Here is a 15,297-nt window from a genome sequence, read left to right on the forward strand (position 1 = left end):
ATATTATGCAACAAGTCATTCTGGTTACCGGCGCGTCGAGCGGTTTTGGCGCCTTATCCTGTCGTGCATTCGCCCATGCCGGGCACATTGTCTACGCCAGTATGCGCGACACCAAAGGGCGTAACGCAGCGCAAGTTGAGAGCACACTGCAGTACGCGAAGACACAGGGTGTAAATATGCAGGCGATTGAATTGGATGTGCAGTCACAGGATTCAGCCGATGCAGCGATCGCCAGAATTATTGCCGAGCAGGGACGATTAGATGTCGTGGTCCACAATGCTGGACATATGGCATACGGGCCAGCGGAAGCCTTCTTGCCGGAACAATTCTCACAGCTTTATGACATCAATGTCCTTGGTACCCAGCGGGTAAACCGGGCTGCACTTCCGCACATGCGTACGCAAAGAAATGGCCTGCTGCTGTGGGTTGGCAGCAGCAGTACCCGTGGCGGAACGCCACCTTATCTCGCCCCCTATTTTGCGGCGAAAGCGGCGATGGATGCCGTGGCTGTTAGCTATGCGGCAGAATTAGCGCTGTGGGGAATTGAGTCGTCGATTATTGTGCCTGGAGCCTTCACCAAAGGGACTAATCACTTTCTCCATTCAGGTAAACCGGCTGATAGCGATCGCGAGCGTGAATATAACCTCACCGGTCCCACCGCAGGACTAAGTGAACAAGCATTAAAGGGCCTTGCAGAATGTGAACCGGCGGATGCGGATGTTGCCGATGTTGCGGCGGCAATGGTCGGTATCGTCAACGCGCCTGCGGGTAAACGTCCGTTCCGCGTACATGTTGATCCCTCTGATGACGGTGCGGAAGTGGTGAATGCGGTGGCCGATCGTATTCGCAAACAGTTTTTGCAGCGTATTGGGTTAGATGCGCTGTTAAGGCCGAGCATACGTTAGCGGTGGTAAAAGCGGGCTGGAGGCTACGCGATGCGAACGCTGCTATTTTTACTCTGTGGCTATCTGCTGGCGGGGGCGTGTTATTTGCTGGTTCGCTTGTTTTCCGCAATCTATCCGGCAGTTGCAATGCTGTTTCCAGCACTATTTACTTTGATGTGGTTCGCTGTCTCGTTAACCAATCTTATCGCTGGAATGACTCAGGCCGGATATAGCTTTGGTGAAGAATTGCCTCTGTTTTTGCTGATATTTATGCTGCCTGTAGCAACGTTATATTGGCTGGGGAAAGTGTGACGGCTTAAAACCGCCAGCTGCAGCCCGACGCGCTGAAGCTGGCGGCCCAACTAACTTACTGAGATTGCTGCTTTTTGCTGTCAGCCTCTTTCTGCTTTTTATTGGCCATGTGATGACCCACTGCACAGCCGGCTGCAGCACCTGCAACGCCATGATGCGCCATATGACCAGCCACGCCGCCCACAGCGGCACCTTTCAAACATCCTTTCGCCTCAACCTGAGACGTTACGGACATCAAGATACCTGCGGTAAGTACAATTAGTGAGAGTTTACGCACTGGATTTTTCCTCATTATGTTAATAGGCACATTAAGCCCGAATAGAGCATAGCCATCGTAAATAAATGCACTATTAAAAAGTGTAAGGAAAAGCATTCACTTGCATTGTTTCAAAAGTTCATTATGATTGACTAATCACTCATTTAAGGTATTTGTATGGCAAGGCCACTTGACGAAGAAAAACGTAGAGCCATTTTAATGGCGGCATTACGAATTATCCCTGAGGAAGGGTTGGGTGCCACAACGGCTCTGATTGCCCGTGAAGCAGGGATTTCGTCTGGCTCACTTTTCACCTATTTTCCGGACAAAGTGACGTTGCTCAATCAACTTTATCTGGCGATTAAAACGGATGTTGCTGAGGCGCTGATGCGCGGTTTTCCTCTCCAGTCTGCTATCAGAGAGAGGGCATATCATGTCTGGATGGCTTATATCGAATGGGCATGTGCCCATCCTGAACAGCGCGCAACACTGCAGCAACTATCGGTGTCGCGGGTGGTAACTGCTGAAGTGAGGGCGCAGTCTGCCGTTATGTTTGAGGCTATTAACATCATGCTGGCAGAACTGGGTACCACCGGCATTTGTGACAATGTGGAATTTATCACGTCGGTCATGGCTTCTCTGGCGGAATCAACCATCGATTTTGTGTTGCAATCGCCAAACGATAAAAAAGCATTAACCGAAGCAGGGTTCAATATGTTCGCAAGAGCGACAGGCATTTAGCCTTTAGCTTAATCTATAAATGACTGACTAGTTAATCATTATCTGCGCATAGGAGAAATACGATGAAACACATCACTCAACATTACATTAACGGTACGTTCACCGATTCCATTGGCCAGGAGAAATTTGAACTCTTAAGTCCATCGACAAATGAAGTGATTGGCAGCGTAGTACTGGGAAATGAAGAAGATACGCGGCTGGCCATTGCGGCGGCAAAACAGGCATTTCAGAGCTATTCGCAATCAACGAAGGAAGAACGCGCCGCCTACCTGCAGCGATTTCATGATGCGATCATGGCAAGGCAGGATGATCATGTGGAAGCTTTTGTGACCGAGTATGGCGGCCCAATTCAGATGGCGCAGTTCCTGGTAAAAGCTTCTGCTGACGCGATTCTCAGCGCAAAAGAGAGCCTGCTAAACATGGCTTTCACCGAAAAGGTGGGTGAAGCGGAAGTTTCACGTAATCCCATCGGTGTTGCCGCACACATCACACCCTGGAACGCGAACATTATTTATTTCTGCAACAAAACGGCGACGGCATTAGCTGCTGGATGCACGGTGGTCACCAAGCCCAGTGAAATGAGTGCCATTCAAACCCAGGTGATTATGGAGTGTGTTCATGCCGCAGGTTTGCCCGCCGGATTGATTAATATGGTCAACGGGCGAGGGGATGTTGTAGGCGTTGAGCTGTCGCAAAACCCAGACATCGCCAAGATTTCGTTTACCGGTTCAACCGCAGTGGGGAAAAGTATTGCAGCCCTCAGCGCGCAGACCATGAAACGCGTGACGCTGGAACTTGGTGGCAAATCGGCCCATATCGTACTGGACGATGCCGATTTAAATAAGGCGGTGCCTTTTATTCTTGCGACAGGTTTTCTCAACAGCGGACAAGCGTGCATTGCCGGAACGCGCATTTTGGTTCCTGCAAGCCGTCACAATGAGATCACCACGGCCCTGAAGCAGGCTATTGATCAGATTAAAGTGGGTATGCCGCATGAGAACGATACTGCCATTGGGCCGATGATCTCACAAAAGCAATACCAGCGCGTTCAGGACTATATTCAGAAAGGGATCGATGAGGGTGCGAAAGTGATTGCCGGCGGAGCAGGACATCCTGATGGGTTAGAGGCGGGAAACTTTGTGAAACCCACTATTTTTGTCGATGTCACGAATCAGATGACGATCGCAAGGGAAGAGATTTTCGGACCGGTTCTCTGCGTTATTCCCTACAAAACCGACGACGAAGCTATAGCGATTGCTAATGATTCACCTTATGGCCTTGCGGGATATGTCAGCAGTGAAAACCGCCAGCGTGCGAAGCACATTGCCGATCAACTGGATACGGGGATGGTATCAATTAATACATTTGTACATACGCCTTTTGCTCCGTTTGGCGGTACCAGGCAGTCTGGTCTTGGCCGGGAAAATGGCATGTATGGCATCGGGGCGTATCTGGAATACAAAACCATTGCTTAATTTGCCGAAAAAAGCGTCGGTGAAGAGTGTTAGTTAATGAGCCGGGTCAGCCCGGCTAATCAGGAGCAAATAGGTGAACATATTGATTTACGGGGCATCGGGCATGGTTGGCCAGGGCGTATTGCTTGAATGCTTGCGGGCAGAAGACGTGGAGTCCGTAACCGTCGTGGTGCGCGCAGCAATCTCTCAAAATCACCCCAAACTGCGACAGCTCATCACCGCAGATCTGTCTGTAGAGATGAATAGCCGTGATTATGATGCCTGTTTTTTTTGTCTTGGCGTCAGTGCCGCAGGTATGACCGAGGAACAATACAGCAAGCTGACCTTTGATTTAACCTTGAACATCGCCGCTAAACTGGCACAATCAAACCCTCGCATGACGTTTGTCTATGTTTCCGGTGCCGGTACAGACAGCAGTGAAAATGGCAAAATTATGTGGGCGCGGGTTAAAGGAAAAACCGAGAACGCACTGCTTGCGATCGGATTCCATTCAGCGCTGATGTATCGCCCAGCCATAATCCGGCCCATGAAGGGCGTTCGTTCCAAAACGGCGAGCTATCGTATTTTTTATCAACTGATGACGCCGATTCTTCCTGTCCTGAAGTTGATTTTCCCCCGCGCCATCCTGACAACCGAGGAAATAGGCATTGCTATGCTTAATGCGGTTAGATATGGCAGCCCGAAAAAGGTGCTTGAAAAAGAAGACATTTTCGAGCAGGCACACCGCTGATAACGCGGTGACGCTGCTGCGATATTTCTGTGGTGAACATGGCGCGAAACTAAGATAACGTTCACGTAGCAACGCCGAGGTATTAAGTGCGCATAATCATGATTATGTTAAATGACTCGGGCATAAAAGGATCCAAGCGTGGTAATACGCAATTATCCTGTCTGATGCAGTTGAATTCGCTTCTGTCCGTTTTGATTTCAACTACAAGCAGCCACAGCTATAAATAAATTTCACTTCGCATCTTCCCTGCCGGTTTTGCCGCGTTGGTGATGGCGTCGCTACGTGAATTCTGTTGCGTTTGCAGTACATTGGCCCGCAAACTTTCGCGTAGAGCAACGGATAAAGAAACACCCGTGACCGGATGCGCCGTTTGCAGTACGTTCTGATGCTTGCCGTAAGCACCGCGCCACCGTGATGTTTTTTTCAATCTTCATTGTGCGCAGCGCTCATCAGATTGCAGCCATAAAAAAAACCGGCTGTGATAGCCGGTTTTTTATTATTTCCCGTACTTTCAGCCAACAAGGCTTTCAAGCGGAATATTGAACTGTTTGTGCAGATTGCGAATCATTGGAAGCGTAAGCTCGCGTTTGCGGTTAAGCACTTCATATACGCGATTCTGCCGACCAATTGCCGGTGCCAAATCTTTGGCCGTCAGCCCCATCTGGACCATACGGAAAAATGTCACAAATCCAAAAGATAACCCCTGTCTTGATATGCCAAGTGAGTAGAAAAAAGGTTACTCTTTTGAGTGAATTTGCAGAGATGTCAATTCACATGAATTGACGATGTATCTGTTTAAAGATGGAATTCGCTATGCCAACGAGTAAAAAAACAGTCGCTAGTAAGGCTGCGGTCCTCGTTATGGATGGCGCACGCACGATAGCAAAAGGGGATCATGGCTCATGAGTTTTCAGGCACACACCATCGCTATTCTGAAAGATTTGGAACAAAATGCGTTGCAACTCGACAACGCGCAGGCGATGAAACTCATCTCTCAGATCCGTAATGCAAAGCACATTTTCCTACAGGGGGCCGGGCGAAGTGGCATTGCTATACGGGCGTTCGCTAATCGCTTAGTGCATTTAGGCTTCTCGGTTAGCGTGGTAGGCGAAATTTCATCCCCACATTCTAAACCAGGTGATTTATTAATTATTGGTTCAGGCAGTGGTGAAACCTCGAGTCTGAAAAGTCTGGCGCATCAAGCCGTTGAAAATGGAGTTGAGGTTGCGCTTATCACCATGAAACCCGATTCGACGATTGGCCAATTGGCAAGCAGCGTGCTGGTATTACCGGGGAAGATGAAAACGGAAAACGATCGTCAACTAATACACTTCTCTCAGCCAATGGGGGCGGCTTTTGAGCAACTCTGCTTCATCGTCTATGATGCGATCGTGCTTGAGCTTATGGACCAGCTAGGTGAGACCAGCCAAAGCATGTTTAAGCGACACGCTGATTTTGAGTAGTCCGGAATTTCGCGCCCCAACGTCAACGCATCACTACCCTGCTCACGCACCACATTCAACGCTACGCTGATGAGCTGCTGCCGGCGGAGTCATACGTTGGCAAATGGGTAAGTGGTCAAATTTGTTAAGTTCAGCATCACTCTGCTATTTGTAGCTCATACACCACACATGGCACATCGTAATGTTCCTCAATAGCTTTGTATTTCATGCCTAGTCGTTGCATCACTTTCTGCGAGGCGGTGTTTTTGGGATCGGCAACCGCGACCAGATATTTTGCACCTATCTTTTCAGCAGCAAACTGAATAATCGCCCGGCCTGCTTCTGTGGCGTAACCTTTACCGTGATGATTTGCGTGCAAACGCCAGCCGATTTCCAGAGGTGCGCCATCTTGATTGGCTAAATGTTGTAGACATGCCGCCCCCACCACTTCATGCGACTCCTTTTCCCGCATCGCCCACCAGGAAAAGCCGTATTGCTGCCAGCGCAACATAACGCGTTCAATATTGGCTCGCGTCTCTTCAGGGGATTTCACGATGCCATTGCTGATATAGCGCATTATCTCTGGATCGCTTTCCATCGAGCGCAGGCCGTCAAAATGTGCGTGTTCAAAAGGTTCCAATACTAAGTGTGTTGTAACTAATTCCATCGTTTCTTCCAAATATTTCATCATTGTAACCAGACCATAAGAATCTCCCGCTTTCCGTGTCAATGTTATTTAGGAAATTTCGTACAAGTCGCCACTCCTCGGTCTGATACTTATCAGCGCCCTGCCGCGATTTAATAACAACATAATTGGGATGGGGAGGTAGAAATGTTGTCATTAACACTAGTAGACAATAACCAATGGATTGCGGAAGGTTTAAATCACTATTTTTCAGAGAAACCTGTTCAAATTAAAAAAATTGACATCGACAGCCTCAATTCAGCCCTCAAAAATATTGCTGGCTGCAATGTACTGATCAGCGAATTAACCGCTTACGGCCGCGATGTGCAGTTTTTTACTGAGCTGTTACGTAAGGTAAAAGTGTCTTCTCCTGCAACGCGCATTATTGTTCTTACCGATCTCAATGAGAAAGCGGTGGTCAGTTACGTTATGAGCGTGCTGCCAGGAGTGATATTCCTTGCTAAAACCAGCTCGCTCGATGACATTTGCGATGCGGTAGTGGGCCACGCGACGACACAGAGTACGCGACGTACCAAGCAGACGCTCTCACCACGTGAATTTGGGCTTTTGCGACTGCTGGGACAAACCAGTAATCTGACAGATATTGCCTATTCGCTTAGGCTGAGTTGCAAAACGATTAGCCACCATCGTCAGAGCATCATTCGTAAACTCAACTGTGCCAACAATAAAGAGTTATTTAATCGCCTAAATCGCATGGGTTACCAATTAGAAAAGATTTAATCATTCCCTCCTGTTAATTGAACCGCGAATTGGTGCGGTTCAATTAACACTCAACGTGGTAGCGAATCCCCCCAATCTTCACTTTTCTGGATTTTGTGTGACTGAGGTTGCATTTTCGCCATGAGCTGCTGGTTAACGAGGCACGCCCAGGCGCAGAATGGAATATATAACCATTACTGAATATATATTCAAAGCGATTTGCATGCATAACCCAACACGCAATAATTTAAGGAGAAGGTTCTATGAGTAGTTACACGTATCCGAAATTTGGTGCCGGATTGTGGCACTTCGCTAACTATATCGATCGTTACGCGGTTGATGGTTATGGACCGGCGCTCAGCACTCTCGACCAAATAAAACTCGCCGCCAGCGTCGAAGACCTGTCCTACGTTGATGTCCCCTATCCTTTCACTGAAGGCGTTACGGTGGCTCAAGTCAAACAAGCCCTTGAAGATGCTGGCTTACGAGCCATTGGCATCACGCCGGAAATTTATTTACGTCGCTTCTCCCGCGGTGCTTTCACTAACCCTGATGATGCTATCCGTAAACAGGCTTTCGATTTAATGCATGAAGCCGCCACAGTGGTGCGAGAGCTCGGAGCCAACTATGTCAAAATTTGGCCAGGTCAGGACGGTTGGGATTATCCGTTCCAGGTAGATCATAAGAATCTGTGGAAGATGGCGGTTGATGGCATGCGGGAATTGGCCAGTGCCAATCCCGACGTAAAATTCGCTATTGAATACAAACCACGCGAGCCGCGCGTGAAGATGACCTGGGATTCTGCCGCACGCACCCTGCTGGGTATTGAAGACATTGGTTTGCCTAACGTCGGCGTGCTGCTGGATTTTGGTCACGCGCTGTTTGCCGGTGAATCTCCGGCGGATTCGGCTCAATTGATCATCGATCGCGGGCGTTTATTTGGGATGGACGTCAATGACAACCTGCGCGGCTGGGATGATGATTTGGTAGTTGGCACCGTACATATGACGGAGATTTTTGAATTTTTCTACGTACTGAAGATTAACAATTGGGATGGCGTATGGCAGCTCGATCAATTTCCCTTCCGTGAAGATCATGTCGAAGCAGCCAACCTATCCATTCGCTTCCTGAAACATATTTACCGGGCATTAGATAAACTGGATATCACCGCGCTGCAGGAAGCGCAGCGTGAACAAAATCCGCTTAAAGCTCAGAAGATCATTCAAAACGCGTTGCTCAGCAGCATCGAGCAGTAAGGTTAAGCCCAGCACGTGCATTTTGGATTAATAGGTGGTCATAAATGGCCTAATGCCGTTCAATTAGGCAATCCCTCTTTATGCAGGTGCGCATGAATGCGCCCCCTATGAAAACCCGGTTATATCCGCGTTAGGTCACCATTTATGGTGACCGATTCACGCTTAGCTGACGAGCAATACGCCATAAATGGCTACCTTACATTGAATTCGAATGCCTAAAACGCAACGCTCAGTACGAATTTTGTTGCTTCCATTGCAGCGTAAACCCGCTAAGTTGGGAAAAAAATGGAGGTAACTATGCAAATGCCCTCTTCACCCTGGTGGTGGGATCTTTCTACGCGAGAATTTAGTGAACTTGATATGGCAAACATCGTTGCCATACTGCCAATCGGTGCGGTGGAACAACATGGGCCTCATTTGCCGGTACGCGTTGATGCGGCAATAAATGCCGGCATTGTTCAGCGCGCGGTCGAATTACTGCCTGATAACTTGCCGCTGCTGGTCATGCCCGCGCTGCCGATCGGTAAATCCGACGAACATCTCGCTTACCCCGGCACGCTTTCATTGCCCTACGAGGTGTTAGGTAAGGTGTGGTTTGAAGTGGCAAAAAGCGCGTGGCGTGCTGGCATTCGTAAACTGATTTTCTGGAACTCGCACGGCGGCCAGCCACAGCTGATGGAGATCGTCTGCCGTCAGTTACGCATTGAACTGGGCATGTTTGCCGTCGGTGCCAGCTGGTTTCACACCTTTGATGCTTCCGACTTGTATAGCGCACATGAACTCAATCACGGCATTCACGGCGGAGACTCCGAGACCAGCATGATGCTGCATCTCCATCCACAATTGGTGCAGATGCAGCACGCAGATAATTTTGTGTCCACGTCGGTGGCGCTCGAAGCCCGCGGCGGTATTTTGACGCCCGAAGGCGGTATTGGTTTTGGCTGGATGGCACAGGACCTGCATCTTTCCGGCACCACCGGCAACGCAGCGGCCGCCGATGCCGAACGCGGAAAGATCGCCACCGATCGCGCCGCGCATGCGCTGCTGAAACTGGCGCGCGAGGTGCAGAGTTTCGATCTTAGTTTTCTCACTGAGCGAACCGCATACCAGCCGCTGAACCTGTAGGGTTGCCATTCATGGCGATCAGGTGCGCATTAATGCGCACCTTACAGGCTACACAAGTCCTGACATCATGCCTTTGATGGTTTCAGCAAATACGCTGCCAATCGCGCTGGTGCCGCGATCGTGACCGATCAGCATCAGCGTTTGCGTATGCTGCGCCAGTTCTCGTACCGGAATATAGATCAAGCGGCCGCTGCGCTGGTCAGATTCAATATCGATTGGCGTGAGAAACGTCAGCGTTTGATCCATCATCGCCGACTGGCGCATCACTTCGATCGAGTTAGTTTCGATGACCGCTTGTAAAGTGATCGAGGCGCGTGCAAACACTTCATTCAGATAAGGGCGAATGACCATCGATTTATCGGCAATCACCACCGGATAAGGCAGGCAATCACTCAGGCGTAAACTCGATTTCTCCGCCAGCGGATGTCCCGATCCTACTACCGCACCTAACCGCACCGGTACGCTAGCAATATTGCGGTGGACCGGCTGCAGTTCAAAATCAAAGCCAATACCCAAATCCGCCTCACCGCTTGCCACCGCGTTAGTGATATTTTCACCGGTGGTGAGCTGTTGTAGCAGCAATTTTACCCGCGGATTGGCGCGTCGGAACTCGGCCGCCACGCGCGGAATCAGGTTTGCCGCCAATCCACTCATCATTGCCACGGTGACTTCGCCACGCCGCAGTCCTTTCAGCTCTTCGATTTTCATCTGCGCAATTTCAATCTCTTTGAAACTCTGCCGTACATGGTGAATCAGCGCTTCACCGGCGGCCGTGAGGATCATTTTACGGGGTAAACGTTGAAACAAAGGCGTACCCAACTCCTCTTCCAGCGCAATCAATTGGCGGTTTATGGCCGATGCGGAGATATGCAGACGCTCGGCAGCTTTGCGGATTGAACCGCTGCGCGCGATCTGGTCGATATAAACAAACAAACGGTGCTGAAGCATATTCCATCCTGCGTTGCCTTTTAGGCATCGGTAAGTGCTAAAAATGATGCTTTTAAGATAATGCTCTTCCGGTGATTAATACATCAAAACCACACCAGGAGAACACATGATGGCAGACGTATCCCGCAGAAAATTTGCGAAGTTAGTGGCTGGCGCGCTGTTGTTACCCGCGCTGGCACCCATGTTGTCGCGCAAAGCCATGGCAGCGAATAACAATATAAAAATCGCCCTGCTGCTGCCCGGTTCGGTTGCCGATGGCGGCTGGAGTTCGCTGGCGTATGTTGGCTTGCAAAGCCTGCAAAAAGCCGGTTTTACCGTCGCCCATAGCGAAAGCATCACCCAGGCGCAGATGGATCAAACCATCCGCGGCTACGCCGATGATGGTTACACCTTGATCATTGGGCACAGTTTTGAATACGGCTCAGCCTTCGCTGAAATCGCCCCCGAATATCCGGATACCTATTTCTTCGCTTCCACCTTTAAGCCCGATGAAAAAGCGCCGGGTAACGTGGAGTACATCGATCTCGCCTATGTGCAAGGTGCTTATGCTGCAGGTGCGCTAGCCGCGCTGATCTCTGATAACGGTAAAGCAGTAGGATTTGTCGGCGGCGGCGATAACCCCACACAGCAGGCGATGATGCGAGCCTTCATCCAGGCGGCAGAGAAAACCCGCCCGGGTATGAAAGGCTTGGGCGTGGTAACCGGCGATTATGATAACGCCGCGAAAGGTCGCGAGGCCGCAACCACCATGATCGGCAACGGTGCGGATGTGATCTGGCATGCGGCAGACGTCACGGGACTTGGAGCCATACAAGGCGCGGCGGCGGCGAAAGTCAAAGTCCTTGGTTGTTATGTGGATCAGCGTAGTGTCGCGCCGGATTACGTTGCCTGCAGTTTCCGCCAGAATCTCGATTGGATGGTGGAACAAGTGGGTGAATCGGTGGCCAATAAAACCTTTAAAGGTGGCCAGGAATGGCAGCCTACGGTGGGCAAAGCCTGGTCAATAGTTAACGGCAGCGAGCGTTATAACGCCAAACTGGTAAGCACCAGCGCCTGGGATAAATTCCAGCAGATCTGGCAACAGCTGGACAACGGCACACTGAAGCCAGTGGTTTGATAAGCGGAATCGACTCATGACAGTAACGGCAAACATACGCGTCGCGCTTAACAACATCACCAAACGCTTCGCACGCGTGGTGGCAAATGACGATGTGTCACTCAGCATTAAAGCCGGAGAAATTCACGCGCTGCTGGGCGAGAACGGCGCAGGCAAAAGCACGCTGATGCAGATCCTTTACGGTTTGTATCAGGCCGATGAAGGCAGCATTGAGGTGGATGGCAAAGCGCAGCGCTTTCGCGATCCCAGCGATGCTATCGCCTGCGGCATCGGCATGGTGCACCAGGAATTTATGCTGGTACAGCCTATGAGCGTGGTAGAGAACGTGATACTGGGGCTGAAAGAGAGCGTCAGCGGCGTACTCAATTTGCATGCTGCGGCAGCGCGTTTGCAGGCGCTATCAGATAAACACGGTCTGGCGATTGATCCCTGGGCAAAAGTACAACATCTGCCCATTGGCGTGCAGCAGCGCGTGGAGATCCTCAAGCTGCTTTATCGCGATGCGCAGGTGCTGATTCTGGATGAACCGACTGCGGTGCTCACGCCGCAAGAGAAAGCAGGTTTGTTTGCCACGCTGAAATCGCTGTGTGCTGAAGGCCGTTCGGTGGTGATCGTCACACACAAACTGTACGAAATCATGGCCATTGCCCATCACGTTTCAGTGATGCGCGGCGGAAAAATGGTGGATTCAGTCGATATTAAAGACACCTCTGAACGCGACCTGGCACGCCGTATGGTGGGCCGCGATGTGGTGCTGCGTATGGAAAAAACGCCGTGCCAGCCGGGTAAAACCGTGCTGCAGGTTGATAACATCGCGGTGCGCGACGCCAGCGGACAGCAGAAAATCTGGCGCGTTTCGCTGAGCGTGGCCGCGGGTGAAATCCTCGGCATTGCCGGCGTGGAAGGCAATGGGCAATCCGAGCTGGCAGAAACGCTGCTCAATCTACGCGAGCTCGAAGCCGGCCGCATTCTGCTCAACGGTGAAGATATCAGCGATGATTCCCCTGCCACACGCCGCAGTAAAGGTATCGGTTTTATTCCGGCGGATCGGCGCGGCGTTGGATCAGTTACCGATCTTTCGATCAACGATAATGCCCTGCTTGGTCGCCAGCGCAGTTTTACCCGCGCGCGAGGATGGCTGTTGGATCGCCAACGAATTCGCCAGCACGCACGGGATATCATCGCGCGCTTTGCAGTGCGTACGCCAGATGCCGATTTTGAAGCCGGGAAACTCTCCGGCGGTAATTTGCAAAAGCTGATTCTGGGCCGTGAAGTCGCCAGCAATCCCTGTCTGCTGATTGTGGAACAACCGACGCGCGGGCTGGATGTGGGTGCGATTGAGAGCGTATGGCAAGGATTAATGGACGCGCGCGATCGCGGCTGCGCCATTCTGATGATCTCCGCCGAGCTGGAAGAAATTATGAATCTTTCCGATCGCATCGCAGTGATGTACAGCGGCCAGATCGCCGGGGAAATGAACGCCGTCGAGGCTTCTCCAGAACGCCTCGGCGAGCTGATGGCGGGCGCACATCTCAAAAAAGGGGGAGGCAACCATGAAGAAGCTGCTTGAGCGCCGTCTGGCTCCCGCTGAATCCACCAGCGCACTGATGTTAACCAGCTGCTGCGGGATCGTAACGGCGTTTGTGATTGCTGGGCTGCTGTTTATCCCTTTCGGCGGTAATCCATTGTCAGCGTATGGCTTCCTGTTTGACGCCGCGTTTGGCTCATTGAGTAGCGTAGGCCTTAGCATCGTGCAATCCACACCGTTAATGTTGATTGCGTTGGCAACCATCGTGGTGTGGCGTGCTGGATTGGGCTACATCGGCTTTGAAGGTTGCTTTCTGCTGGGTGCCGCGGCGGCCAGCTGGATTGCGCTCTCCGGGACGCCTCAGGGTTTTCCGTGGGCCGTTCCAGCGCTGCTTTATTGGCCACTGGTGCTGATCGCCGCTTTCCTCGCCGGGGCAATTTGGGCCGGCTGGGTTGGCGCGTTACGCGTCAGGTTTGGCGGCAATGATGTACTGATTTCCCTGATGGCCAACTACGTGGCGCTGTTCATAGTGCAATATTTGGTTTCTGGTCCAATGCGCGCGCCCGGCGACCTGCCACAAACGCCACGCTTACCGGTGGAGAGCTGGTTGCCGTTTGTCATGACTGGCATGCGCGCACACTGGGGCATCGCCATTGCGCTGGTTGCGACCGTCTTTGTCTTCTGGCTAATGCGCGCCACACCCGCCGGCTTCGAAATCAAAATCGCCGGGCTAAATGCACGCGCCGCACGCTACAGCGGCGTTGATGTCAATCGTCGGCAAATGGGCGCAGTGCTGCTCGGTGGCGGATTGGCGGCGCTGGCAGGATTGTGCGCGGTACTTGGCGTGCAGCATCGGCTGATGGAAGGCCTCTCTGGCGGCGTCGGGTTTATTGGCGTGGTCGTCGCCTTGCTGGCACGCCTCAATCCTCTGCTGGTGATCCCTACCGCAATTCTCTATGGCGGTTTAGAAGTCGGCGGCAGCGCGATGCAGCGTCAAACCGGTTTGCCGACGTCAGTTGTGCTGATTCTGCAAAGTTTAGTGGTGTTACTCATTCTGGCGGGTGATTTGCTGCGCTATTACCGTATCAACCTGCCCATCCTGCGTAAAACTCGCAGCCCAATGGTGGAGGAGCAATCATGAGTTTGTGGGCTAATCTCGATACCGCGTTCTTTGTCAGCTGGCTGGCTGCAGCGGTGCGGCTTGCCGGTCCCGTGTTGTTAGCCGCACTGGGCGAAATCTATGGCGAACGTTCTGGCGTGTTAAATATTGGCATCGAAGGCACCATTCTGCTGGGTGCGCTCTCCAGCTACATGGTAGCGGTAGCAAGCAGCTCAACGGCACTCGGCTTCATCGCCGGTGGCGTAGGAGGATTACTGGTCGGCTGCGTGCTGGCGGCGCTCTATCTGCGTGCCCATGCCAGCCAAATTGTGGTCGGCATCGTTTTCAATATTCTTGCCGCTGGCCTCGCCACCTGGATTTATGCGCTGGTGATGGGCAACGAATCATCGCCAACCATTCCCATGCTGGAACCCTGGCATGTGCCGCTGCTCTCGTCATTACCCTTCATCGGTCCGATTCTGTTCCAGCAGCCACTGCCGCTCTATTTTACTTTACTACTGGCGGCACTGGCGCATTTTGGCCTGTTCCATACCCGCTTCGGCCTCTCTTTGCGCGCGGTGGGTGAAAACCCGCGCGCTGCCCATGCAGCCGGGCTTAACGTAGTAAAGATCCGCACATGGGGAGTAATGTTCTCCTGCTTAGGAGCGGGTTTAGCCGGCAGCTATCTGGTGACCGCCCAGATTGGCTTGTTCCGCGACAACATCGTCAGCGGGCAAGGTTTTATCGCACTGGCCATCGTTATCTTTGGCCGCTGGAGTCCGCTCAAGGCGGTGGTGGCTGCCTTTATTTTTGGCGCAGCCGATGCATTACAGCTGTCGCTACAGCTGTTTGAAAACACGCTGCCTCCGCAGGTGCTGCTGGCCCTGCCTTATCTCCTCACCATCCTGGCAATGTCCGGCGTAGTAGGACGCACATTGCAACCCGGCGCGCTAACGCAGCCTTATCGAAAGGAATAACT

The 15,297-nt window shown here is 51.8% G+C and carries 16 protein-coding genes and 1 pseudogene; 13 read left to right on the plus strand and 4 right to left on the minus strand.

The features are described from left to right. Nucleotides 1-5: 5 nt before the first annotated feature. Both AAGR08_RS21050 and AAGR08_RS21055 read left to right on the plus strand, forming a co-directional pair. Nucleotides 6-905 carry an SDR family NAD(P)-dependent oxidoreductase gene (locus AAGR08_RS21050; RefSeq protein WP_097097884.1) on the plus strand — a complete coding sequence of 300 codons (900 nt, stop codon included), beginning with the start codon at nt 6-8 and terminating at the stop codon, nt 903-905. A gap of 30 nt (nt 906-935) precedes the next feature. Further along, on the plus strand, nt 936-1,196 hold the full coding sequence (locus AAGR08_RS21055; protein ID WP_097097883.1) for a hypothetical protein: 261 nt from the start codon (nt 936-938) through the stop codon (nt 1,194-1,196). Between the two features lie 55 nt (nt 1,197-1,251). On the opposite strand, the gene AAGR08_RS21060 is transcribed toward AAGR08_RS21055, so the two are convergent. Beyond that, on the minus strand, nt 1,252-1,473 hold the full coding sequence (locus AAGR08_RS21060; protein WP_097098335.1) for a hypothetical protein: 222 nt from the start codon (nt 1,471-1,473) through the stop codon (nt 1,252-1,254). Nucleotides 1,474-1,629: 156 nt separating this feature from the next. Here AAGR08_RS21060 and AAGR08_RS21065 point away from each other — a divergent pair, with 156 nt between their 5' ends. The 3 genes from AAGR08_RS21065 (at nt 1,630) to AAGR08_RS21075 (ending at nt 4,398) form a co-directional block, all read left to right on the plus strand. Then, a complete protein-coding gene (locus tag AAGR08_RS21065; RefSeq protein ID WP_097097882.1) occupies nt 1,630-2,193 on the plus strand; it encodes a TetR/AcrR family transcriptional regulator in 564 nt (187 codons plus the stop codon). A 62-nt stretch (nt 2,194-2,255) separates the two neighbouring features. After that, on the plus strand, nt 2,256-3,668 hold the full coding sequence (locus AAGR08_RS21070) for an aldehyde dehydrogenase family protein (RefSeq protein WP_345830741.1): 1,413 nt from the start codon (nt 2,256-2,258) through the stop codon (nt 3,666-3,668). 73 nt (nt 3,669-3,741) lie between these two features. Beyond that, a complete protein-coding gene (locus AAGR08_RS21075) occupies nt 3,742-4,398 on the plus strand; it encodes an epimerase (protein ID WP_345830743.1) in 657 nt (218 codons plus the stop codon). A 511-nt stretch (nt 4,399-4,909) separates the two neighbouring features. On the opposite strand, the pseudogene AAGR08_RS21080 reads toward AAGR08_RS21075, so the two are convergent. After that, nucleotides 4,910-5,074 (minus strand): annotated as a pseudogene (locus tag AAGR08_RS21080) (helix-turn-helix domain-containing protein); the annotation flags it as partial. Nucleotides 5,075-5,300: 226 nt separating this feature from the next. On the opposite strand from AAGR08_RS21080, the gene hxlB reads away from it, so the two are divergent. Continuing rightward, entirely contained in the window at nt 5,301-5,861 is a 561-nt protein-coding gene (gene hxlB, locus AAGR08_RS21085) for a 6-phospho-3-hexuloisomerase (RefSeq protein WP_345830745.1), read from the plus strand. A gap of 136 nt (nt 5,862-5,997) precedes the next feature. Here the strand turns inward: hxlB and AAGR08_RS21090 are convergent, their stop codons facing one another. Next, nucleotides 5,998-6,531: a GNAT family N-acetyltransferase gene (locus AAGR08_RS21090; RefSeq protein WP_345830747.1), complete on the minus strand. Its 534-nt coding sequence runs from the start codon at nt 6,529-6,531 to the stop codon at nt 5,998-6,000. 141 nt (nt 6,532-6,672) lie between these two features. Between AAGR08_RS21090 and AAGR08_RS21095 the strand changes: the two genes are divergently transcribed. The 3 genes from AAGR08_RS21095 to AAGR08_RS21105 all read left to right on the plus strand — a co-directional run bounded on the left by AAGR08_RS21095 (nt 6,673) and on the right by AAGR08_RS21105 (nt 9,626). Continuing rightward, entirely contained in the window at nt 6,673-7,266 is a 594-nt protein-coding gene (locus AAGR08_RS21095; RefSeq protein WP_345830749.1) for a LuxR C-terminal-related transcriptional regulator, read from the plus strand. 242 nt (nt 7,267-7,508) lie between these two features. Beyond that, complete coding sequence (locus AAGR08_RS21100; RefSeq protein ID WP_345830751.1) at nt 7,509-8,501, plus strand: sugar phosphate isomerase/epimerase family protein; 993 nt, start codon at nt 7,509-7,511, stop codon at nt 8,499-8,501. 297 nt (nt 8,502-8,798) lie between these two features. After that, on the plus strand, nt 8,799-9,626 hold the full coding sequence (locus tag AAGR08_RS21105; RefSeq protein ID WP_345830753.1) for a creatininase family protein: 828 nt from the start codon (nt 8,799-8,801) through the stop codon (nt 9,624-9,626). A gap of 48 nt (nt 9,627-9,674) precedes the next feature. Here AAGR08_RS21105 and AAGR08_RS21110 read toward each other — a convergent pair whose 3' ends face one another. After that, entirely contained in the window at nt 9,675-10,574 is a 900-nt protein-coding gene (locus AAGR08_RS21110; RefSeq protein WP_097097874.1) for a LysR family transcriptional regulator, read from the minus strand. Between the two features lie 106 nt (nt 10,575-10,680). On the opposite strand from AAGR08_RS21110, the gene AAGR08_RS21115 reads away from it, so the two are divergent. Genes AAGR08_RS21115 through AAGR08_RS21130 form a run of 4 tightly spaced genes read left to right on the plus strand, consistent with a single transcriptional unit; the run spans nt 10,681 to nt 15,295 of the window. Next, a complete protein-coding gene (locus AAGR08_RS21115) occupies nt 10,681-11,691 on the plus strand; it encodes a BMP family protein (RefSeq protein WP_345830756.1) in 1,011 nt (336 codons plus the stop codon). 16 nt (nt 11,692-11,707) lie between these two features. Further along, nucleotides 11,708-13,261 carry an ABC transporter ATP-binding protein gene (locus AAGR08_RS21120; protein ID WP_345830758.1) on the plus strand — a complete coding sequence of 518 codons (1,554 nt, stop codon included), beginning with the start codon at nt 11,708-11,710 and terminating at the stop codon, nt 13,259-13,261. Further along, nucleotides 13,245-14,360: an ABC transporter permease gene (locus AAGR08_RS21125; protein WP_345830760.1), complete on the plus strand. Its 1,116-nt coding sequence runs from the start codon at nt 13,245-13,247 to the stop codon at nt 14,358-14,360. Before AAGR08_RS21120 ends, AAGR08_RS21125 begins: the two co-directional genes overlap by 17 nt. After that, a complete protein-coding gene (locus tag AAGR08_RS21130; RefSeq protein ID WP_345830762.1) occupies nt 14,357-15,295 on the plus strand; it encodes an ABC transporter permease in 939 nt (312 codons plus the stop codon). The genes AAGR08_RS21125 and AAGR08_RS21130 overlap by 4 nt, the downstream gene beginning before the upstream one ends. The last annotated feature ends 2 nt before the right edge of the window (nt 15,296-15,297 follow it).

The organism is Pantoea sp. BRR-3P (genome assembly GCF_039621635.1).
In the GTDB taxonomy this organism is placed as follows: Bacteria; Pseudomonadota; Gammaproteobacteria; order Enterobacterales; family Enterobacteriaceae; genus Pantoea; species Pantoea floridensis.